This window comes from Azonexus hydrophilus DSM 23864 (assembly GCF_000429605.1).
In the GTDB taxonomy this organism is placed as follows: Bacteria; Pseudomonadota; Gammaproteobacteria; order Burkholderiales; family Rhodocyclaceae; genus Azonexus; species Azonexus hydrophilus.
The window spans coordinates 47809-68959 of sequence record NZ_KE386926.1; the positions used below are offsets into that span (position 1 = coordinate 47809).

At 62.4% G+C, this 21151-nt stretch carries 24 protein-coding genes; 5 read left to right on the top strand and 19 right to left on the bottom strand.

All coding sequences use genetic code 11. The features are described from left to right. The first annotated feature begins 36 nt into the window (after positions 1-36). The 3 genes from yajC to secF are packed head-to-tail and all read left to right on the top strand — an operon-like array spanning position 37 to position 3246. Positions 37-360: a preprotein translocase subunit YajC gene (yajC, locus tag G471_RS0115305; protein WP_028996100.1), complete on the top strand. Its 324-nt coding sequence runs from the start codon at positions 37-39 to the stop codon at positions 358-360. Between the two features lie 48 nt (positions 361-408). Next, the gene (secD, locus tag G471_RS0115310; protein WP_028996101.1) at positions 409-2286 is read left to right on the top strand and encodes a protein translocase subunit SecD; all 1878 of its coding nucleotides are present in this window, start codon (positions 409-411) and stop codon (positions 2284-2286) included. A 12-nt stretch (positions 2287-2298) separates the two neighbouring features. After that, positions 2299-3246 (top strand): protein translocase subunit SecF, encoded by a 948-nt coding sequence (gene secF / locus G471_RS0115315; protein ID WP_028996102.1) that lies wholly within the window; start codon positions 2299-2301, stop codon positions 3244-3246. 144 nt (positions 3247-3390) lie between these two features. Here the strand turns inward: secF and nifS are convergent, their stop codons facing one another. The 11 genes from nifS to nhaR form a co-directional block, all read right to left on the bottom strand. Further along, a complete protein-coding gene (nifS, locus tag G471_RS0115320; protein ID WP_028996103.1) occupies positions 3391-4596 on the bottom strand; it encodes a cysteine desulfurase NifS in 1206 nt (401 codons plus the stop codon). 42 nt (positions 4597-4638) lie between these two features. Further along, a complete protein-coding gene (nifU, locus tag G471_RS0115325) occupies positions 4639-5535 on the bottom strand; it encodes a Fe-S cluster assembly protein NifU (RefSeq protein ID WP_028996104.1) in 897 nt (298 codons plus the stop codon). A gap of 10 nt (positions 5536-5545) precedes the next feature. Beyond that, on the bottom strand, positions 5546-5869 hold the full coding sequence (locus tag G471_RS0115330; RefSeq protein ID WP_028996105.1) for a HesB/IscA family protein: 324 nt from the start codon (positions 5867-5869) through the stop codon (positions 5546-5548). A gap of 122 nt (positions 5870-5991) precedes the next feature. Next, complete coding sequence (locus tag G471_RS0115335) at positions 5992-6408, bottom strand: hypothetical protein (protein WP_157272560.1); 417 nt, start codon at positions 6406-6408, stop codon at positions 5992-5994. Beyond that, positions 6405-6746, bottom strand: a complete 342-nt coding sequence (locus tag G471_RS18010; protein ID WP_043421913.1) for a hypothetical protein — start codon at positions 6744-6746, stop codon at positions 6405-6407. Before G471_RS18010 ends, G471_RS0115335 begins: the two co-directional genes overlap by 4 nt. Positions 6747-6771: 25 nt before the next feature. Next, a complete protein-coding gene (locus G471_RS0115345) occupies positions 6772-6993 on the bottom strand; it encodes a CCE_0567 family metalloprotein (RefSeq protein WP_245580574.1) in 222 nt (73 codons plus the stop codon). Between the two features lie 11 nt (positions 6994-7004). After that, a complete protein-coding gene (locus tag G471_RS0115350; RefSeq protein ID WP_028996108.1) occupies positions 7005-7454 on the bottom strand; it encodes a NifX-associated nitrogen fixation protein in 450 nt (149 codons plus the stop codon). After that, positions 7444-7902 (bottom strand): SoxR reducing system RseC family protein, encoded by a 459-nt coding sequence (locus G471_RS0115355; RefSeq protein ID WP_157272561.1) that lies wholly within the window; start codon positions 7900-7902, stop codon positions 7444-7446. Before G471_RS0115355 ends, G471_RS0115350 begins: the two co-directional genes overlap by 11 nt. Before the next feature lie 8 nt (positions 7903-7910). Then, positions 7911-8390, bottom strand: a complete 480-nt coding sequence (locus G471_RS0115360; protein ID WP_028996110.1) for a NifB/NifX family molybdenum-iron cluster-binding protein — start codon at positions 8388-8390, stop codon at positions 7911-7913. Next, on the bottom strand, positions 8353-9756 hold the full coding sequence (nifN, locus tag G471_RS0115365) for a nitrogenase iron-molybdenum cofactor biosynthesis protein NifN (protein ID WP_028996111.1): 1404 nt from the start codon (positions 9754-9756) through the stop codon (positions 8353-8355). The genes G471_RS0115360 and nifN overlap by 38 nt, the downstream gene beginning before the upstream one ends. Positions 9757-9907: 151 nt before the next feature. Continuing rightward, positions 9908-10798 (bottom strand): transcriptional activator NhaR, encoded by an 891-nt coding sequence (gene nhaR, locus G471_RS0115370; protein WP_028996112.1) that lies wholly within the window; start codon positions 10796-10798, stop codon positions 9908-9910. A gap of 210 nt (positions 10799-11008) precedes the next feature. On the opposite strand from nhaR, the gene G471_RS18925 reads away from it, so the two are divergent. Both G471_RS18925 and bioD read left to right on the top strand, forming a co-directional pair. After that, positions 11009-11926, top strand: a complete 918-nt coding sequence (locus G471_RS18925; RefSeq protein ID WP_211226443.1) for a DUF6671 family protein — start codon at positions 11009-11011, stop codon at positions 11924-11926. A 105-nt stretch (positions 11927-12031) separates the two neighbouring features. Next, positions 12032-12703: a dethiobiotin synthase gene (bioD, locus tag G471_RS18015; RefSeq protein WP_051295543.1), complete on the top strand. Its 672-nt coding sequence runs from the start codon at positions 12032-12034 to the stop codon at positions 12701-12703. Positions 12704-12761: 58 nt separating this feature from the next. Here bioD and ccoG read toward each other — a convergent pair whose 3' ends face one another. The 8 genes from ccoG to rsxC all read right to left on the bottom strand — a co-directional run bounded on the left by ccoG (position 12762) and on the right by rsxC (position 21143). Continuing rightward, positions 12762-14171, bottom strand: coding sequence for a cytochrome c oxidase accessory protein CcoG (ccoG, locus tag G471_RS0115385; protein WP_028996114.1), 1410 nt, complete (start codon positions 14169-14171; stop codon positions 12762-12764). Between the two features lie 91 nt (positions 14172-14262). Then, positions 14263-15663, bottom strand: a complete 1401-nt coding sequence (gene nifE / locus G471_RS0115390; protein ID WP_028996115.1) for a nitrogenase iron-molybdenum cofactor biosynthesis protein NifE — start codon at positions 15661-15663, stop codon at positions 14263-14265. Between the two features lie 121 nt (positions 15664-15784). Next, positions 15785-16813 carry a ComEA family DNA-binding protein gene (locus G471_RS18505; protein WP_157272562.1) on the bottom strand — a complete coding sequence of 343 codons (1029 nt, stop codon included), beginning with the start codon at positions 16811-16813 and terminating at the stop codon, positions 15785-15787. Positions 16814-16931: 118 nt separating this feature from the next. After that, the gene (locus G471_RS0115400) at positions 16932-17204 is read right to left on the bottom strand and encodes an RnfH family protein (protein ID WP_028996116.1); all 273 of its coding nucleotides are present in this window, start codon (positions 17202-17204) and stop codon (positions 16932-16934) included. An 11-nt stretch (positions 17205-17215) separates the two neighbouring features. After that, positions 17216-17890 carry an electron transport complex subunit E gene (locus tag G471_RS0115405; protein ID WP_043421917.1) on the bottom strand — a complete coding sequence of 225 codons (675 nt, stop codon included), beginning with the start codon at positions 17888-17890 and terminating at the stop codon, positions 17216-17218. A gap of 9 nt (positions 17891-17899) precedes the next feature. Next, positions 17900-18514: an electron transport complex subunit RsxG gene (gene rsxG, locus G471_RS0115410; protein WP_028996118.1), complete on the bottom strand. Its 615-nt coding sequence runs from the start codon at positions 18512-18514 to the stop codon at positions 17900-17902. Continuing rightward, on the bottom strand, positions 18514-19599 hold the full coding sequence (locus tag G471_RS0115415) for an RnfABCDGE type electron transport complex subunit D (RefSeq protein ID WP_028996119.1): 1086 nt from the start codon (positions 19597-19599) through the stop codon (positions 18514-18516). The genes rsxG and G471_RS0115415 overlap by 1 nt, the downstream gene beginning before the upstream one ends. After that, positions 19596-21143, bottom strand: a complete 1548-nt coding sequence (rsxC, locus tag G471_RS0115420; protein WP_043421918.1) for an electron transport complex subunit RsxC — start codon at positions 21141-21143, stop codon at positions 19596-19598. Before rsxC ends, G471_RS0115415 begins: the two co-directional genes overlap by 4 nt. Between the last annotated feature and the right edge of the window lie 8 nt (positions 21144-21151).

Here is a 21151-nt window from a genome sequence, read left to right on the forward strand (position 1 = left end):
CCGTTCTGAATTTTTTGTTATCCGGAGACATTCCCAATGATTAGTCTTGCCCACGCCCAGACCGCTGGCGCCGCCGACCCGACTGGCGGCTTCATGCAACTGCTGCCGATGATCCTGATGTTCGTCGTGCTGTGGTTCCTGATGATCCGCCCGCAGATGAAGAAGGCCAAGGAGCACAAGCAGCTGATCGCTGCGCTGCAGAAGGGCGACGAAGTCGTCACCGGCGGCGGCCTGGTCGGTCGCATCACCAAGGTCGATGAAAACTACGTCACCGTGGAAATCGCCGAAGGCACGGAAGTCATCGTCCAGAAGCCCGCCGTGGCCATCGCCCTGCCCAAGGGTACGCTGAAGTCGCTGTAATCCATCCCGAAGGGCGGCTACGGCCGCCTTTTTCGCTTCAAAGCCGCCATGAATCGTTACCCTCTCTGGAAGTACGTCACCGTCGCCATCGCGCTGGTCTTCGGCTTCATCTACACCCTGCCCAATTTCTTCGGCGAATCGCCGGCCGTCCAGGTCTCCAGCGCCAAGGTCACGCTCAAGGTCGATGCGACCACCCTGGCCCGCGTTGAAGAAGTCCTCCAGGCCGCCGGCATCGGCCATGACGGAATCCAGCTCGACAATGTCGGCGTCAAGGCCCGTTTCAAGGACACCGACACCCAGTTGAAGGCCAAGGACGCCATCGAGCGCGCCTTCAACCCGGACAGCAGCGACCCGCAGTACGTCATCGCCTTGAACCTGCTGACTGCCTCGCCGCAATGGCTGACCTCGCTCAACGCGCTGCCGATGTACCTCGGTCTCGACCTGCGCGGCGGCGTACACTTCCTGCTCCAGGTCGACATGCCCGGCGCACTGCAGAAACGCCTCGACTCGACCGCGGCCGACCTGCGCAGCCTGCTGCGCGACAAGAACATCCGCCACGCCGGCATCAACCGCGACGGCGACCGCATCGTCATCAAGTTCCGCGACGCCGAAACCCGCGAACGCGCCAGCAAGACCCTGGCCGACAACAGCAACGACCTGACGCTGGCCGAAGCCGGCCAGGGCGACGACCTGCGCCTGCTGGCCACGCTCAAGCCGGAAGCTGAAAAGAAGATCGCCGAATTCGCGATCAAGCAGAACATCAACACCCTGCACAACCGGATCAACGAACTCGGCGTCGCCGAGCCGGTGATCCAGCAACAGGGTGCCGACCGCATCGTCGTCCAGTTGCCGGGCGTGCAGGACACGGCCAAGGCCAAGGACATCCTCGGCCGTACTGCGACCCTGGAAATCCGCATGGTCGACGACAGCCCCGGTGCGCTCGAAGCCGGCCTGGCCGGCAACGTCCCCTTCGGCACCGAGTTGTACACCGAACGCGGCGGCTCGCCGTTGCTGGTCAAGAAGCAGGTCGTCCTCACCGGCGACCGCCTGACCGATGCCCAGCCCGGTTTCGACGGTCAGACCAACGAACCGGCCGTGCACCTGACGCTGGATTCGGCGGGTGCCCGCATCTTCAAGGACATCACCCGCGACAACGTCGGCAAGCGCATGGCCATCCTGCTGATCGAAAAGGGTAAGGGCGAAGTCGTTACCGCCCCGGTCATCCGCACCGAAATCGGTGGCGGTCGCGTGCAGATTTCCGGCCGCATGACCACCTCCGAGGCCAACGATGTCGCCCTGCTGCTGCGCGCCGGCTCGCTGGCGGCTCCGATGGACATCATCGAAGAACGCACCATCGGCCCGTCGCTCGGCAAGGAAAACATCGAACGCGGCTTCAACGCCACACTGTGGGGCTTCGTCGCCATCGCCGTGTTCATGATCGCCTACTACCAGGTCGTCGGTCTGGTCTCGGTGATTGCCCTGGCCACCAACCTGTTGCTGCTGGTTGCCCTGCTCTCCTTGCTGCAGGCCACGCTGACGCTGCCCGGCATCGCCGCCATCGCGCTGACGCTGGGCATGGCCATCGACGCCAACGTGCTGATCAACGAACGCATCCGCGAAGAACTGCGCAACGGCATGCCACCGCAAGCGGCACTGTCGGAAGGTTACGAGCGCGCTTTCGGCACCATTCTCGACTCCAACATCACCACGCTGATCGCCGGCCTGGCCCTGCTCATCTTCGGCTCCGGCCCGGTGCGCGGCTTTGCCGTGGTCCATTGCCTAGGCATCCTGACCTCGATTTTCTCCGCCGTCGTCGTCTCGCGCGCCATGGTCAACCTGATCTACGGCCGCCAGAAGAAGCTCACCAAGATTGCCATCGGCAATGTCTGGAAACCCGGTACGGCAACTGCCGACGGTCAGAAATAAGGGAACACGGACATGGAATTCTTCCGTATCAAGAAGGACATCCCCTTCATGCGCCACGCGCTGGCGTTCAACGTCATCTCGCTGGTGACTTTCGTCCTGGCCGTCTTCTTCCTAGCCACCAAGGGCCTGCACCTGTCCGTCGAATTCACCGGCGGCACGCTGATCGAAGTCAAATACCAGCAGGCTGCGGACCTCGAAAGGATTCGCGGCGCGCTAGGCAAGAACGGCTTCAACGACTACACGGTGCAGAACTTCGGCTCGTCGCAGGACGTCATGATCCGCCTGCCGCTACGCGACGCCGCCGACAGCGCCCAGCAGGGTGACCGCGTGATGCAGGCGCTGAACCTGGAGGCCCCCGGGGCCAGCCTGCAACGTGTCGAATACGTCGGCCCGCAGGTCGGCCGCGAACTCGCCGAAAACGGTGCGCTAGCGCTGCTGGTGGTGATCATCGGCATCATGATCTACCTCGCCTTCCGCTTCGAATGGCGTTTCGCGCTGTCGGCGATCATCGCCAACATGCACGACGTGATCATCATCCTCGGCTTCTTCGCCGCCTTCCAGTGGGAATTCTCGCTGTCGGTGCTGGCCGCCGTACTGGCCGTGCTCGGCTACTCGGTCAACGAGTCGGTGGTCGTCTTCGACCGCGTCCGCGAAACCTTCAAGAAGGTCCGCGGCATGACCACGCCACAGGTGCTCGACCGCGCCATCACCAGCACCATCAGCCGGACGATCATCACCCACGGTTCTACCCAGGTCATGGTCCTGTCGATGCTGATCTTCGGCGGCGAGACCCTGTACTACTTCTCGCTGGCACTGACCATCGGCATCCTGTTCGGCATCTACTCCTCGGTGCTGGTCGCCAGCCCGCTGGTCATGTGGCTCGGTGTCTCGCGCGAGCAGTTCGTCAAACCGAAAAAGGCCGCCGCCGAAGGCGTGGCTGACGACGGGGCGTGCGTCTGAGGCGCTGAGCGCCCAGGGAATTACCGACCCGGTCTGCGGTTTTCGCAGACCGGGTTTTTGTTTTCTGGGGCACAAAAAAAACGCCCCGGAATCGCTTCCGGGGCGGTGAAGTTACTACAGAGAGAGACTGATGCAAAAACCGGGTCAGGCGTAGGTCGGGGCGAAGGCTTGCTCGGCTGAGACCGGGCCGCCGTCGCGCCAGTACGGCGACAATTTGCGCAATTGCGCAATGATCGGGGGAACCGCTTCGATGACCCGGTCGATTTCGGCTTCGGTGTTGTGCACCGACAGCGAGAAACGAATCGTGCCGTGGGCGGCGGTGTAGGGAATGCCCATCGCGCGCATCACATGCGACGGCTCCAGCGAACCTGAGGTACAGGCCGAGCCCGAGCTGCAGGCGATGCCCATCTTGTTGAGCAGCAGCAGGATGGCCTCGCCTTCGACGTATTCGAAGGCGATGTTGCTGGTGTTGGGAAGGCGGTTGCCCGGGTCGCCAGTCGGGAAGCAATGGGTGACCTGGCTGAGGATGCCCTTTTCCAGCTTGTCGCGCAAACGGCGGACTTCGGTGTTTTCCTTTTCCATGTTGAGCATGGCCAGTTCGCAGGCCATGCCGAGGCCAACGATGGACGCCGAGTTCTCGGTGCCGGCACGCCGGCCGCGCTCCTGGTGACCGCCACGCAGCAGCGGGCGGAAGCGGCAGCCGCGACGCAGGTAGAGGACGCCGATGCCCTTCGGTGCATGCAGCTTGTGACCGGAGAGCGACAGCATGTCGATCTTGGTGTTCTTCAGATCGATGGGCAGCTTGCCGACCGCCTGGACCGCATCGGTATGGAACATGATGCCCTTGGCCGCCGCCAGCGCAGCCATTTCCTCGACCGGGAACAGGGTGCCGGTCTCATTGTTGGCCCACATCACCGAAACGATTGCGACGCGGTCGTGCAGCAGCGACTTGTATTCGTCGATGTCGATACGGCCCTTCTTGTCCACCTTGAGCTTGTGGACGATGTAGCCTTCCTTTTCCAGCCATTCGCACAGGGTCAGGATGGCCGGGTGCTCGACGGTGGTGGTGATCACCGTGTTGCGTTCCGGCTGTGCCTTGAGCGCCGACAGGATGGCGGTCGAATCGGATTCGGTGCCGCAGGAGGTGAAGATGATTTCCGAGTCGTGCTCAGCGCCGAGCAGCGCCTGCACCTGAGCGCGGGCCTTTTTCAGCGCCTTGCCGACTTCGCTGCCGAAAGCGTGGATCGACGAAGCGTTGCCGAAGTGCTCGGTGAAGAACGGCAGCATCGCCTCGACCACGGCCGGCTCGCAGCGCGTGGTGGCGTTATTGTCCAGGTAGATCGGTTCCATGGCGCTGTCCTTTTTCGGTTTCTCTGTTGGGGTTGGGCGTTCTCAGGCTTCGACCGGCATGTGCGACGAAGGCAGCACCTGGACCAGCTCGCCCAAGGCTTCGATCATCTTCTGCTGGATGCCGCCGAGGGTGGCCGCTTCCATCATGCAACCGGAGCAGGCGCCCTTGAGATGCACGTAGATCTTCTTGCCTTGAACGTCGGCCAGTTCGACATCGCCGTGGTCGCGCTGGAGCATCGGGCGGACCGACTCGAGCACTTCCTCGATGATCTTGATCTTCTCGACGATCGACAGCTTCTTGCTCGGCGGCTTCGGGGCTTCCGGGGTGGCCGGGCACGGCGGCGGCGGCGAAACTTCGCCGGGGCCGGCGCGCGAGGCCTTGACCTTGGCCAGGATTTCCTCGATGCCTTCGTGGCAGGCGGCGCAACCGCCACCGGCCTTGGTGTAGAAGGTCACTTCCTCAACCGTGTTGAGGTTGTTGGCGGTGACCACGTCTTCGATCATCACTGCGTCGATGGCGAAGCACTTGCAGATCAGCGCGCCTTCTTCGTGGTCGTCGGACCATTCCTCGCCACGGTAGTTGGCAACGGCAGCCTGCAGCGCCTCGCGGCCCATGACCGAGCAGTGCATCTTTTCCGGCGGCAGGCCGTCGAGGAAGTCGGCGATGTCCTGGTTCGAGACCTTGAGCGCCTCGTCCAGGGTCAAGCCCTTGATCATCTCGGTCAGCGCCGACGACGAGGCGATGGCCGAACCGCAACCAAAGGTCTGGAAATGCGCGTCTTCGATCACTTCCGTTTCCGGATTGACCTTGAGCATCAGGCGCAGCGCGTCGCCGCACTGGATCGAGCCAACATCGCCGATGCCGTTGGCTTCTTCCAGCGGACCGGAGTTGCGCGGGTTGAAGAAGTGTTCGCGGACCTTGTCAGAGTATTCCCACATGATGCTTCCCTCAGACCGAGAACGACGAGCCGCAGGAACACTGCGCGCTGGCGTTCGGATTGTCGAACTTGAAACCGGTGTGGGTCAGCGTGTCGACGAAATCGACAGTGACGTTGTCGATCATCGGCATGGTCATCGGATCGACCAGCAGCTTGACGCCGTCGACTTCGACTTCCCAGTCATCTTCAGCCTTCTCGGCTTCGAGCTTCATGCCGTACTGCAGGCCGGAACAGCCGCCGCCCGAGATCATCAGGCGCAGGCCGGCGACCGGCGTTTCGGAACCACGGATGAAACGTTGTACTGCTTTTACGGCGGCGGGGGTCAGATTGATCATGGCGATTCTCCCAGGGGTTGATGGCTTACTCATTGCAAGCCCTGTGCCATCCCGAAACCTATCGCCAAGCCTATGAATTAAATGAATTGTTGCTGCGCAGCGGCTTGTCGCATTTGCGACAATCACCCCAAAACATGTTCGTAAGCACGACGCATCAGGTCGCGCTCGATGGCGCTCAAGGAGCGTGCCTCGGCAATCGTGATGAATCGACCATCCAGTTGCTCGGCAGCGGCAAATGGCGGATCGATGCTGGCAAAAGCGCCGAGCAGCACCGCGACGTCGCCGGCGGAGGTATCCACCCAGCACTGGAATTCCGGCACCGCCTCGATTGCCCCTTCGGCCAAGCCAAGACGAACCTCGGCCTCGCGCAGCACGGCGCTCGGATGTACCTGCACCGTCGGCGACCAGTCTTCCGGCCGTAGCGCGGCATCGGCCGGCAAGGGGGTAAACAGGGCGACACCAGAAGGCAGACGCAGATAGCGCAAGCGCCCGCTGGTGCCCTGCTTGTGCAGGAGAAGCACACGTGTGTCCATATTCATGCCGGATACTCCGCAATAACCGCGTCACCGCGCCACACTGGCGCCCTTCCCCAGACCTGCACGGCATCGACGTAACTACCCGCTTTCGCGGGATGCGGCAGCAGCACCTGGTATTCGGCGAAGACCCGCCCGTCCGGGAAAAAGGTTGCCTTGCCAAAACGCTGACCACCCCGCCAGACGGCAATCACACTCTCTTGCTGTGAGTAGGGATCGCGCTCCATCTCGAAACTGGCGGCAGCCCACACCGGTTCGTCGCCAATCGACAGACCGAGTTTGCCGACCTGCTCACGCAGTGCCTGGCACAGCGACTCGCCGATATCCGGGGACGGCGGTGTCATCGCCCGCCCCCGTCACTAGCCACCTTCAAACCGTTTGCGCCTTCTGCGCCGCCGCCAAGCGCTGGCTGGCTTCAGCCCAGGCCTGACAAGCGTCGTAAGTCGACTGCGCGATGCCCGGAATTTCCTGGTAGCCCGCCGGCAGGCGGTCTTCCACGAGGTCGTGCATTTGCGACGCCCATTCCGAAGCAATACGCTTCAACTTCTTCACTTCCTTGTCGAGAGCGGCGAGTTCTTCGTCAGTCATCATTTCCTCCGTCCTTACAGCCCGGCGACGTCCGGATATTGGCCGATGCGTTCGAGAGCGATGCCGAGCAGCTTGTCCGCTTCATCCTTCATCTTGGAGAGGCTGGGAAAGCCGAAACGATGCACGTCGCGCAGCGTCTTCTCGACGGCAACCAGCTTGCCAACGGTGATGATGGCGCGGCCAAAACCTTCATGCGTCAGGTGCACCAGCGGCACGGCCAGCAGCTTGCATTCCTTCTCGATCAACACGGCGATGGCGTTGTAGAAGGCCTTGACGCGCGAAATCGTTTCATCATCCGGATCACCGATCAGCGGAATGGTCGCCTTGCGCTCCTTGGTCATGATGTAGGGGTCGAGAATTTTCTCGACGGTCCAGCCGGAATAGGTACCGTAGGTATCCAAGGCGCGCATCTGGCGCGCCATTTCCTTGACGAAATCGGTTTCAAAGATGGGATCAGTGCTCATGGTGGAACTCCTGTGGGGAAACTTGTGAAGAACGGGATAGCGGCAGCAGTTGCGGCGCCGGCATCAATCCGGGAACCAGGCCGATGGCGACGCGGGCAATGATCAGGGCGGCAACGAAGCCGACGATGGCGCCCAGCGCCGTTGCGCCGTCGCTACCTTCGAGCACGGCGCCAAGCCAGGCGCCGAACAGCATGGCGAAGGCCGGAAACAGGTAACCGAGCAGCGCCGACAACGTCAGCCGGCTTTCCGGCAAGGCCACGCAGACCATGTCACCTGCGGCGATGCCAGCGCTGGCCGGCAGGGTCAGGACAGTCGCCGGACGGCCGGCAGCGATCTTGCCGATGCCGCAACTGCTGCCGTGACCACAGGCCGAACAGCCGCTGGTTTCCATGACGACGATGGCGCGGCCGTCCTCGATCCGCTGGACGATGCCGCGGTGTTCGATCATGCCGGCGCTCATCCCTGCCACCCTTCGTCTTCCATCGCCGCGAAGCGATCCGTTGCCGCCGCCTTGGTCTGCGCGGCGATAGCCCGGTCAACCCAGGCTACGCCACCTTCGCGCATGGCACCGGACAGCTCCAGCAGCAATTCGTCGATGGCGTCGACCTCGCCGACGCGGATCGGCTGGATGCCGGCGGCCATCAATTTCTTGATCGCCGACGCACCGATGGCCATGACATAGACCGCGGCGCAGCCGGCCAGGAAATCGACCTTGGCGATCAGCTTGTCCTCGTTGCCGTCCATGGCTTCTTCCGAAAACTCGCCGACGCCGACCAGGGTCGCCTTGTCCGGCGTCACCTCGTAGATGGCAAAACCCTCGGCAGCACCGAAATGCTGATTGACCCGGGTCCGGTCGGTCGAGGCGAAGGCAATGCGGAGCACGGCTTCCGGCGCCTGCTTAATGGACCAGACCAGCTGCAGACGACGTGACGACATGGGGTTGTCCGACACCATCACGGTCGTCGGTCCAGTAGATTGAACGATAGGCTTCGAGTTCATGATGTTGTCCCAGCATCAAGTTGGCGAGATCAAAGAGGGTCTGCCGCGTACCGCGGTACCCCACCCAGGTGCGGGCGTAACCGCCCACGTAGTCGTATTGCGGAAAACCAGCGCGCATCAAGGGCAAACCCAGGCGGTGCGCGGTATCCACGGCATGCGAATTGGACATGACGAGTTGGGCACCGGCGGCACGTGCCGCCTTTTCCATGTCTTCCAGATCGCCGACGATCACCTTGTCGATCGGCAAGCCAGCCAGACTTTCATGTTTGTGCGGGCTGACTGCAGCCACCACCTCAGCGCCCATGCCGGTCAGGAAACGCACCTGCATGCCGAGCAGGTCAGGATCGGCCGCCAACGCCACCCGGGCAAACCCGGTCATGAAATGGCTATCGACCATTGCGTCCTGCAACTGCGCGCGATGGCGTTCAATTTTTTCGGGCACCGGCTTGCCGGAAATCTCGGCCAGCGCCTGGGTGAAGGCATCGCAATCATCGAGCCCCATCAGCCCAGCGAAGCGATGATCGGGCACCGCGGTCAGGCCCTTGAGGATATCCGCCGCATTGAACAGCGACGGCCCGATCACCAGGGTCGCCACCGACTCGCCCATCGCCTCGATTTCCGCGCGCGGCGTGCCACCGATGGTCAGCGCCGAATACTCGGCCTCGACCAGGTGACCATCCAGCGAATCGCCAATATCCGGCACCACCAGCGGGCGCAGGCCGAAAGCTTCGACCCAGTCCTTGATCGCCTCGATATCGCCCGGCGTCAGCATCCCCGACGCCAGCACATTGACCTGCTTCGGCCGCTTGCCGGCACAATCGCTCGCCGGCACCAGCGTGCGGATCAGCGCCTCGATCGCCAGCGCATAACCGCTTTCCAGGCAACCGACGTAATCCGGCGTATTCACCGGCACCACCGCCACCCCGTCATATTCGGGATGCGCAGCGCGAAATTCCTTGACCGTACGCAGGATGTCGGTCCCCTGCGTCTCCGACAGCCCGGTCGTGACCAGGCCGATGATGTCCGGCTTGCTCTTGTCGGACAGCGTGCGCAAGGCCTCGACCACATTCTCGTCGGCGCCCATGATCGACGACACCTGATCCATCGCCGTCGTCTGCAGCGGAATCGGCTCGCGGAAATGACGCACGAAAAACACCTTGCCGAAGGCGGTACACCCCTGCGAACCGTGCATCAGCGGCAGACTGCGATTCAGCCCGAGGAAAGCCAGCGACGCACCGATCGGCTGGCTCACCTTCAGCGGATTCACCGCCAGTGCTTTCTTGGATTGGATGATTTCGGCCATGTGGGCAACGCTCCTCAGAGATTACCCACCCCTAAGCAATGAGCGCGCCAATCACAAAATACTTTAAAAACAGATTATTAAACCAAAGTCCTCTGTAACAAACCCGACAATGACGACAACACCTCGGGGAGATCGCGTTTTCCCGACCGGGTCAAAGCAGCATTTTCTTTGCATGCTCGCTGACGGCGCGAGCAACTGGATGAACCAGTTTCCTCTCTGCCGAAATCAAGAAGAATCGCTCCTTAATCTCGCTCGTCTCACCGATCAAATCGACCTTGTAGTGTTCGCAAACTGCCGCCACACTCAATGCAGGCGTCGGAAAGATTCCTGCGCCCGCTTCACCGAAGGCTTTCATCAGGGCGCTATCGCTGAACTCCCCGACGATTCTCGGGCGCACATTCATACGCTCCAGCCAACGTGGCAAAGCCAGATGAAGCGCGCTGTCCTTGCCGGGCAGCAACATTGGCTCACCATGAAGACTGGCCGGAAAACGCGGACCAATCCGCTCGGCCAGTTCCCGGGACGCCATGAAGGCAATCCCCGACTCGCCGAGCGGATGGCTATAGCCTTTTATCTCCGTACCAGCGGGCATGGGGCGATCAGCAATCACCATGTCCAGATTGTGAATCGCCAGGTCAGCCAATAGCCGGTCAAGTCGGTCTTCGTGGCAGACCAGCCGGATTGCCTCAGGCAAATTCAACACCGGCGCCAGCAAGCGGTGAACGATGAATTTCGGTAAGACATCGGCGATGCCGACACGAAAAGTCAATAGGCGATCAGTCGCTCCACTGCTGAGCAAGGCCTCAAGTTCGGAACCTGTCTGAAAAATTTCTTCCGCATAAGACAAGGCCAGCTTGCCGGTTTCGCTAAGTTCCAGTCGCCGTCCGACTCGATGAAACAACTGGGCACCAATCCGTTCCTCAAATTGCGAGATCTGCCCTGAGAGCGTTTGCGGCGTCAGGTGCAAACGTTCCGCAGCGCGAATGATGCCACCGCTTCTGGCAACCACCATGAAGTAATGGAGATGTTTGAAGTTGAGCATGCTGATATTCGATCTTTTCGAATAAAAGAGGTAATTATATCTGATGGAATCGAACAATTTTCTCAGCGAGAATCTGAAGCTTATTTCAAGTCATCGTTCCAATGAGCCTCCATTTCCCTGTGAATCACCAGCGCCGGCGCAGGCCGCTCGGATGCGCCAGGCAATCACGGGGAGGTTCTGACTCGGTTGCACGCCAGGGAGTAAGCGGCCATGCTGCCTGACGTAAAAGAGCATGAGCAGCCGGGCAAGCAGCAATCGCTGCATGGGTGCCAAGCCCCACACAATCCCTATGCGGGTCAGGAGATCGCCTTTCTGACCCAGCACGGCAAGGAACATGTGGTCGCGCCGCTGTTCGACAAAAAACTGAACTGCAAGGTCAGGCGGGTGGATGGCTTTGATACCGATGAGCTTGGGACTTTCACCCATGAAATTCCACGCTACGGTACCCAACTGGATGCGGCCCGGCGCAAGGCGCGCATCGGCATGCAATTGAGCGGTGCCAGCCTGGGATTGGCCAGTGAGGGAAGCTTCGGTCCCGATCCGTACACCGGACTCTTCCCGTGGAACATTGAGCTGTTGCTCTTCATCGACGACATCCGGAAAATTGAAGTTGTCGGTATCCATCAAGGCCCGGCAAGCAGCGACCAATGCTGGGTCTGCACCTGGAACGAGCTGGAAACATTCGCGCATCAGGTTGGATTTCCCAAACAGCACCTGGTATTGCGACCCTGTAGCGAAAACACCCCCCTCCTGCGCAAAGGACTGGATAACTGGTCCGCGCTAAGAACTGCATTCGCATGGGCCAAGAAAATCGCCACAGGCGACGCAAAGATATTCGTCGAGCGTGACCTGCGAGCACATGCGAATCCGGAACGCATGGTGAATATCGGCAAGGCTGCCAACAATCTGGCGGAAAAGCTGCTTTCTTCTTGCCCGCAGTGCGGATCACCGGGCTTTTCAGCCATAGAGCACCTGCCAGGACTGCCCTGCGCCGCATGCGGTCGTGCTACGCGGGAGCAACGGGGGGAAATCTGGGGCTGCAGCAGTTGCAACTTTCGACAAGAGCTTTTACGGCAGGACGGCATTGGCTCTGCCGACCCGTCCCGTTGTGACTACTGCAATCCATGAGCAACGGCGTGCTTTGCCGGGATTGAAATGCGTCACCCCGGTCGATTACAGAGAAATCCATCAGCTCGCCTTACCCGTGCGGCTGAGACATAAGGAGACATTGAAATGCGCGGTATTTTCATCACCGGAACGGATACTGCAGTTGGCAAGACAACGATTGGCGTTCATCTCGCGAAGACCCTGAGGCAGAACGGCCAACGCGTGCGCGTGCGGAAGCCCGTCGAAACCGGATGCGAAAGACTGGCTGGCAGCGATGCTCTCCAGCCTTCGGACGCCATTCAGCTGCGTGCAGCTGCGGGCATCACGGATACACTGGATGCCGTCTGTCCTTATCGCTATGAGCCGCCGGTTTCACCCGAGTGGGCGGCAAGACTGGCGAATTGTCCGCTCGCAATTGGCGATCTGCATGCCGCCTGCCTGGACGGGGTTGGCAGCGATGATTTCCTGCTGGTCGAGGGCGCCGGTGGTTTCTACTCGCCAATTGCGCAGGGGGCGCTGAATGCCGACCTCGCAGCGGGCCTGGGCATGCCTGTCCTGCTCGTGGTGGCCGATCGTCTCGGTGCAGTCAATCAGACCTTGCTGGCCATCGAGGCCATGGAGATGCGTGGATTGCCACTGATGGGCGTGGTACTCAACCAGGTTGCCCAACCCGAGAACCCCTTTCTCGACAATCATGCCGAACTGCAGCGCTGGCTGGCCGCCCCCGTCATTCATCAGACCTACAACAGTCCCGCCAGTCCACAGCTGACGCAGTGGGTGCAAAAGTGGCTGGGCTGAGCACTCGTTTTCCGACTGTGGGCCAAACCGGGGACAGACCACGGTTTCCCGACAACGCTCAGGGCAGCAGGAACGAGGCTTTCTCCTGAACCCGGATGTCCGGATTTCGCTCTGCGACGACCTGGAAACGAATCGGATTCGCGCCGCTCTTGCCGCTTTCCGGAGACACCCGCACCGGCACAATGACAGACATCGCGGAGGCTGCCGGCACCTCGATGTCAGCTTTCCCGGCCAATTCGATCCCGGCCAGGCCGTCGACGGTAATCCGGTAGCGATGCACCTTCTCTTCCGTATTCATGACATTCAACGTGTAAATGTTCTCGATACGGCCATCGTCCACTTCCCGGGACAGCATCGAGCGATCCCGAATGACATCCACCTTGAGCGGGATGCGGTTACTGAGGAACCAGGCAGAGATGATCAGGACCAGGACAAGCACTGCGGCGTATCCAAGCACGCGCGGACGCACGATGTGGCCGAGAATCTCCTTTTGGCCAAGATGTCTGGCCATTGCGTTTTCCGTCGAATAGCGGACAAGGCCCTTGGGCAGACCAAGTTTCCCCATGACCTCGTCGCAAACATCGACGCAGGATGCACAGCCAATGCATTCGTACTGGAGTCCGTTGCGAATATCGATACCGGTCGGGCAAACCCGGACACACAAGCCACAATCAACGCAATCCCCCTGCCCGCTCTCGCTATTGCGCCCTTGCTGACGCACGCCTCTCGGCTCGCCACGCTCGGCATCATAGGTAATGATCAGGGTATCCGGGTCGAACATGACGCTCTGGAAGCGGGCGTAGGGGCACATGTGCCGGCACACCAGTTCGCGCATGCTTCCCGCCATGAGGTAGGTGAACCCGCCATAAAAGAATATCCAGAAGGTTTCCCAGCCGCCCAGGTTCCAGGTCAGCAGGTTCTGCCACAAGTCTTTGACCGGGCTGAAATAGCCCACCAGCGTGAAACCGGTCCACACCGCTAGCGCCCCCCAGAGCAAGTGCTTGGTCAGCTTGATGCGGATCTTGCGCGCATTCAACGGGCCATTGTCGAGCTTGATCCGGGCATTCCTGTCGCCTTCGACCCAATTCTCTATCCACATGAACAACTGGGTATAAACGGTCTGGGGACAGGCGTAGCCACAGAACAGGCGGCCAGCGATCGCGGTCACCAGGAACAGGGCGTAGGCCGAGACAATCAGGATGATCGCCAGGTAGATGATGTCCTGCGGCCAGAAGACAATGCCGAAAATATAGAATTTCCGCTCGACCAGATGCAGCAGCACCGCCTGACGGCCATTCCACTCGAGCCAGAGGACGCCATAGAAAACGGCCTGGGTCAGGATGACCATGACGACCCGCCAATTGTCGAACAGGCCACGCGCCCGCTTGGCATAGATCTTCTGGTACTTGGTAAACATCATTACGCCTTGGTAGGCAGTAGCGCTGTTTTCTTGTTTCCTGTCGCTCATGGTTTATTCGCTGCTCGGGTGAGGTCAGCGACGATGCTAGCGCAGGTCATACGGCGGCTATGTAACCTGAGTCACACTGCAGCAAAATACTTCACGCCACCAGCACACGGCCTGACCCGCTCCGCTCAGCCCACGGCGCCGGTTTCCGCACCGCTGCCCAGACCGGGCTTTCCATCGACAACGCCAGTTGCCGGGCGAGCTCGCTCATGCCGGCGTAGCCGGCGTAGCCGAATTCGCGTTCCTGGTTGATGTCGAGGAAGGGAATGCGCGCCTTGAGGGCGGTGTACAAATTGCGCCCGCCGGCGATCAGGATGTCGGCCCGGTACTCGTGATAGGTCGACAGCAGGGCCTTGGGGCTGCCGTCGTCGATCATCTTGGTGTCCTCGCCCATCAGTTCGCGGATGCGCGCCTTGTCTTCCTCGGTCGATTTCTTGGTGCCGGTGGCGACGACCTTCATGCCCAGATCCTGCAGCGCCGAGACGATGGACCATGACTTGACACCGCCGGTGTACAACAGCACACGCTTGTCCTTGAGGCGGGCGCGCCAGAGTTCGAGCGCGGCGTGGGCCTTGGCTTCCTCGCGGGTGATGACCGCCTCGGTGCGGGCGATCAGGTCGGGGTCGCCGATCAGCCGGGCGAAATCGCGCAGTGCGTTGGAAACATCCTGAACGCCGTAGAAACTGCCTTCGAAGAACGGCTGGCCGTAGGTTTCCTGCATTTTACGGGCGACGTTGAGCAGGGCCTTGGCGCAGACGACCATGTTCACCTTCGCCCGGTGCATGGTCTGCACCTCGTGGAAACGCGCGTCGCCGGACAGCGTGCACAGGATGCGCAGGCCGAGTTCATCGAACAGCGGCGCAACGTGCCAGAACTCGCCGGCGATGTTGTATTCGCCGATCAGGTTGACGTCGTAAGTCGGCAGGCCGTCGGCGCGCGGTTTGGCCGGTGCCGGCTCGGCGGTGCCGATGACGTACTTGAACATGGCCTCGCCGGCCAGGCGGTTGCCGAGGTTCTTGGTGCCGTAGAAACCGGCGGCATCGACCGGCACCACCGGGATGCCGACGCGCTCGCTGGCGGCCTTGCAGACGGCTTCGACGTCGTCACCGATCAGTGCGGTGACGCAGGTGTTGTAGACGAAGACGGCCTTCGGCGCGTAGCTGTCGACCGCCTGCTTGATCGCGTGGAACAGGCGTTTTTCGCCACGCCCCATGACCACGTCGGTTTCCGACAGGTCGGTGGTCATGCCGATCTTGTACAGCGTGACGCCGGAAGAGCGCGTCCCGCGGTTATCCCAGGAAGAACCGGCGCAAGCAATCGGCCCATGGACGATGTGGGCGACGTCGGCGATCGGCAGCAGCGCGATCTGCGCGCCGTCGAAGGAGCAGCCGCCGGCAGTGGCGCCCGGCTTCGGCTTCGAACAACCGGACTTTTCCTTGGTGTTATGGCTGCAGGCCGGCTCGTCGAGCAGGGCCTGGATTTCGCTGGCTTTCATGCGCGTTCTCCAGATGACTGGCTAACACTCAGCAAAATGGGTGCCACCGGGCAGCACCTTGTTTTATTTGAGAATTTTCAATAGCAGGCTTGTCGCCTTTGCGACAAGCCTGCGAAAAAACTCAAATCTTCAACAACTTGCCGACCTTTTCCAGCAGCTTGGCGCCAACGCCCTTGGCCCGCAGCAAGTCATCGAGCTTGGCATAAGGCCGGGCGGCGACGATGGCTTCGGCAACCGTCTTGGAAATCCCCTTGACGGCAGCCAGTTCGGCCGCGCTGGCGGTATTGACGCTGACCGGGCCGGTCTTTTCTGCAGGCTTGCTGGCGCTGGCTTTCTTGCTCGCGCTCTTGCCCGCCTTGGCGACCGGCTTGGCCGCTGCCTTGACGTCGCCGCTGACCGGCTCACTCACCGCCGCCACTACCGGCTCGGCGATCACTGCCGCCGCCAGATTGCGGTAATCACGCGTCAGGTAACCCGCCGGCGTCCATTCGCGCAACATCACGGTCAGCGCGCCGCTGGCGTTCACCGCCGGTACACTGTACAGGCAATCGGCCCAGGCGCTGCCACCGGACAACTGGCCGAGCACCACGCTGGCCACCGGCTGGCCCTGCCAGGCGCCGCCTTGATAGGGCGCGTCGAGCGCCCAGACTTCGAGGGCCAGCGTGCCACTGAGGTTATCCGGCGCGCGCGGGCTGGCGATGCGTTCGATGGCGATTTCCGCCACGCCGTCGGCCACCCGGCAGCTCACGTCGCCGAGCAGGAAAGGCTGGAAGAAGGTCTGCGGCGTCGCATAGACCGACAAGTCGCGAACCTGGACGCTGCCGTCCACGCGCTGTCCAACCAGCGCCATGGCCATGACCTGGGCGGCACAACCGGCCGGCGGCAAAGCCGTCACGCAGGCGGCCACGTTGAAATTGCCCGGCGTCGGCTGCAGGGCCAGCTCGGCGACCTTGACGCCGTTCAGCGCCAGGCCGTCGAAACCACCGGGGCTGGCCCACAATTGCAGGGCCCAGTGGGTGCCGTCAGCCAGATCGGCTTCGGCCAGGCTGACATCGGCGTTGAGATGGACGAAGTCGCCATCCAGACAGTAACCATGATTGGCACCAAGCGCGGTCACGGCGTCGGCGGCGGAATAATTCGTCGTATGCACGGGCATCTCCCAGGGACAAGGCCGCGCATTATAGGACAGAAATATTTCAGTATTATCAATTATTTACGCACAAACACGGTGCATAAACCGGTATTCCAATGTCGCAAAAACGACAATCCTATTCGTCTTCGTCGCTGTCCTTGCGCGGCACCGTCGCCGGGTCGCAGATGATGGCGCGGTAGATTTCGACGCGATCGCCGGGGCGTAAGGCTGCGTCCAGTTTGGCCAGCTTGCCGAAAACGCCGACCTTCTGCGCTGCCAGGTCGATATGCGGAAACTGCTTGAGGATGCCGGAGCGCTCGATGGCCTCTTGCACCGTAGCGCTGTCCGGGACTTCGATGTTCAGCCAGACCTGCTGGCCGGGTTCGGAATAGGCGACACCAATCTGCATGACTGTACTCCTCAGGCGGCGGCCGGTTCGGCGCTGGCGGCTTCGCGTTCGGCCAGCTTGCGGTCGATGATGCGCTTGCCGGCGAGCAGGAAGCCGAGCGCGGCGAAGGCGCCGGGCGGCAGGATCATCAGCAGGGCGCCGCCGTAACCCGGCACCTGCACTTCGAGAAAGGCGAACGACGGACCGAGCAACTGCGATGCCTGCGCGAACAACGTGCCGGCACCGAAGAATTCCCGGACCAGACCGAGCAGGACCAGCGCGCCGGTGAAGCCCAGCCCCATGGCAATCCCATCCACGGCACTGGCGACCACGCCGTTCTTCACCGCAAAGGACTCCGAACGACCGAGGATGGCGCAATTGACCACGATCAGTGCGATGAACAGGCCGAGCACCTTGTACAGCTCATGCAGCCAGGCGTTCATCGCCAGGTCGACGATGGTCACCAGGGTGGCGATCAGCACGATGAAAACCGGAATCCGCACCTGGGCGCTGACCACCTTGCGGATCAACGACACCAGGACATTGGCGCACACCAGCACCGCCGTGCTCGCCAGTCCCATGCCCAGGCCGTTGGTGCCGCTGGTGGTCACCGCCATCAGCGGGCACAGCGCCAGCATCTGCGCGAAAACGACGTTCTGTTCCCACAGCCCGTCCTTGATGATCCTGCCGTACTGGATATCGCTCATCGTTATCTCCTAGGCCGCCTGACCGGTGATTTCCGCCTTGTGGGCAGTGAAGAACTCCAAACCGCCCTTGACTGCCTTGACCACGGCACGCGGCGTGATGGTGGCGCCAGCAAACTGGTCGAAGACGCCGTTATCCTTCTTCACGCCCCAACGCTCCGGCGTTGGATCGAGCAGCGACTTGCCGTTGAAACTCAGCACCCAGCTGTCCTTCTTGACCTCGATCTTGTCGCCCAGGCCCGGTGTTTCCGTATGCTTGAGGACGCGCACGCCGAGCGTGCGGCCATCCATATCGACCGCCATCAGCACCTGGATTTCGCCGGAATAGCCGCGCTCGGCCACCTTGAACAGCACTGCCTTGAGCGCCTCGCCCTGGCGGGCACGATAGATGGTCACCGTCTTGCCGTTGCGGTCGAGCTCGACCGTATCCTTGAGAAAATCATTGTCGGCCAGACCGGCCGGCAGCACGTCAGACAGCGAATTGCGCAGGTCTTTGGCTTCAGCCGCCGCAATGGCCGGCGCCGTGGCGTCGGACACCACCGCCAGCGCACCGCTGGCGAGCAGGGCAACGATGCCGAGCAGCAGCGGCTGGTAGCCGAGTTTGTCGCGCAGGGTATCGAGGTTCATCAGGCGTTCTCCGGAATGTCGAGCGGCTTGCCTTTACGGTCACGGCCAAGGATGCGCGGCTTGCAGAAGCGGTCGATGACCGGCGTCATGGCATTCATCAGCAGCACGGCGAAGGCGACGCCTTCCGGGTAGCCGCCGAAACTGCGGATCACCCAGGTGAGCAGGCCGATGCCCAGGCCGAAGATGATCTGGCCAGTGGTCGTGTTCGGCGAGGTCACGTAATCGGTGGCGATGAAGAAGGCACCGAGCATCAGCGCGCCGGACAGCAGGTGCGCCTCGGCCGACAGGAAGCGGCCGGGATCGACGGCGTGAGCGATCGCCGCCGGGATGGCGACACCGGCCAGAACGGCCAGCGGCGCATGCCAGGTGATGACGCGGGTGATCAACAGGTAGAGGCCACCGCACAGGATCAGTACCGCCGCCGACTCGCCGAAACTGCCGGCGCGCATGCCGATCCACGACAGGTCGGGGCCGGCGTGCAGCGCCGTCGCCAGGTCGATGCCGCGGGCCAGTTCGGTCTTGGCGTGGCCGAGCAGCGTGGCGCTGGTCATCGCGTCCGGCACCGGCAGACTGGTCAGGAAGATGCGCAGGCTGCTGACGAAATCGGGCGTCGGCAGCGTGCTCATCGGCAAGGGCGCGACCCACAGCGTCAGCGGCAACGGGAAGGACACCAGCAGCGCCACCCGCGCCACCATGGCCGGATTGAACACATTCTGGCCCAACCCGCCGAACACCTGCTTGCCGATGACGATGGCGATGAAGCCGCCGACCACCGCCACCCACCACGGCGCCCAGGGCGGCAGGGTCATCGCCAGCAGCCAGCCGGTGAGCACGGCCGAGCCGTCGAACAGCGTTGCCTTGACGCGCGGCGTGCCCATCAGCTTCAGCGACAGGACCTCGAAGGCGACGCAGGAGAGGATGGTCAGCGCCCACAGGAAGAAGGCCGGCCAACCGTACAGCCAGAAGCCATAGAGGGTCGCCGGCAGCAAGGCCAGTTGCACGCGGAACATGGTCCGGCTGACCGAATTGCCGCCATGGGCATGCGGCGAGGCGACCGTCTGGGCGGTCAGGGTGGCGGGGGTCATGCGCTTTCTCCCTCGGTGGCGCCGGCGGTTTCGCTGGCCTGCTTGGCTGCCGCTTCAGCCGCCGCCTTGGCGGCAGCGGCAGCTTCGCGCTCGGCCTTGCGCTTGGCGGCGGCTTCGGCTTTCTCGCGTGCTTCGCGGTCGAGCCGTTCCTGGCGTTGCTGGGCCAGCTTCTTGGTCGCGTCGTTACGCAGCTTGTTGCGATCCTGCGCCGCCAGTTCGCCCTTGGCATGGACGAAATACTGGACCAGCGGAATCTTCGACGGACAGACATAGGCGCAGCAGCCGCAGGCGATGCAGTCCTTGAGGCCGATACCGACCGCCTCGTCGTAAGCCGAATTGCGGATGCGGGCGCTCATTTCCAGCGGCAGCAGGCCCATCGGACAGGCTTTCACGCAACTGCCGCAACGGATGCAGGGATCGGGTTCCTGAGCGGCGACTTCCTGCGCGTCGAACGCCAGGATGCCGCTGGTGCCCTTGACCACCGGCACGCGCCAGTGCGGAATCTGCATGCCCATCATCGGCCCGCCCATGACCCGGCGCGCCAGGCCGATGCCGTCGCCCTTGAGGCCGCCGGCAAAGGCAATCACTTCCTCGGCCAGGGTGCCGACCAGCACCTCGATGTTGCCCGGGTCGTTGGCGCAGTTGCCATTGACGGTGACCACCCGCGAAATCAGCGGCCGGCCGTCGCGGATCGCCGCGCGCACCGCCAGCGCCGTGCCGACGTTATGAACCAGAATGCCGATGTCGAAAGTACGGCTTTCGGCCGCCACTTCCTTGCCGGTCAGTACCTGAACCAGTTGCTTTTCCGAACCCATCGGGTAACGCGCCGGAATCGGCCGGATGTGCACCTCGGCCTCGCCTGCGGCAGCCGCCTGCATGGCGGCGATGGCTTCCGGCTTGTTGTCCTCGATGCCGACCAGCGCCTCGCGGGCACCGGTGGCGTGGAGCATGATGCGAATGCCGTCGACGATGTCGGCCGCCCGCTCGCGCATCTGGCGGTCGTCGCAGGACAGGTAGGGCTCGCATTCGCCGCCGTTGATGACCAGGGTTTTGACCTTGGAGCGGGCGGCGCCGGTCAGCTTGACCGCCGACGGGAAGGCCGCGCCGCCCAGGCCGACGACACCGGCCGCGGCAACCCGCTTGCCGATCTCGGCAGGATCAAGGGCGAACGGGTCGGCACAGCCCTGGCAATCGATCCATTCGTCGCGCCCGTCGGCCGCCAGGATGATCGCCGGCAGGGTCAGGCCCGAGGGATGCGGCGCCGTGATGTCGGTGACGGCGACAATCGTGCCCGACGTCGGCGCATGGATCGGCGCCGAGATCATGCCCTGTGCTTCAGCGATCAATTCGCCCTTCTTGACCTGCTGGCCGACCAGCACCACCGGCCGCGCCGGCCCGCCGAGATGCTGCTGCAGCGGCAGATAGAGTTTTTCCGGCACCGGCATCGTGCGTAGCGGCCGGTCGGCGGCGGGGCGTTTGCGGTCGTCGGGATGCACGCCCCAGTCGTCGCCGAGGAAGTGCTTGAACAGATTCATGAATCCCATGATATGAA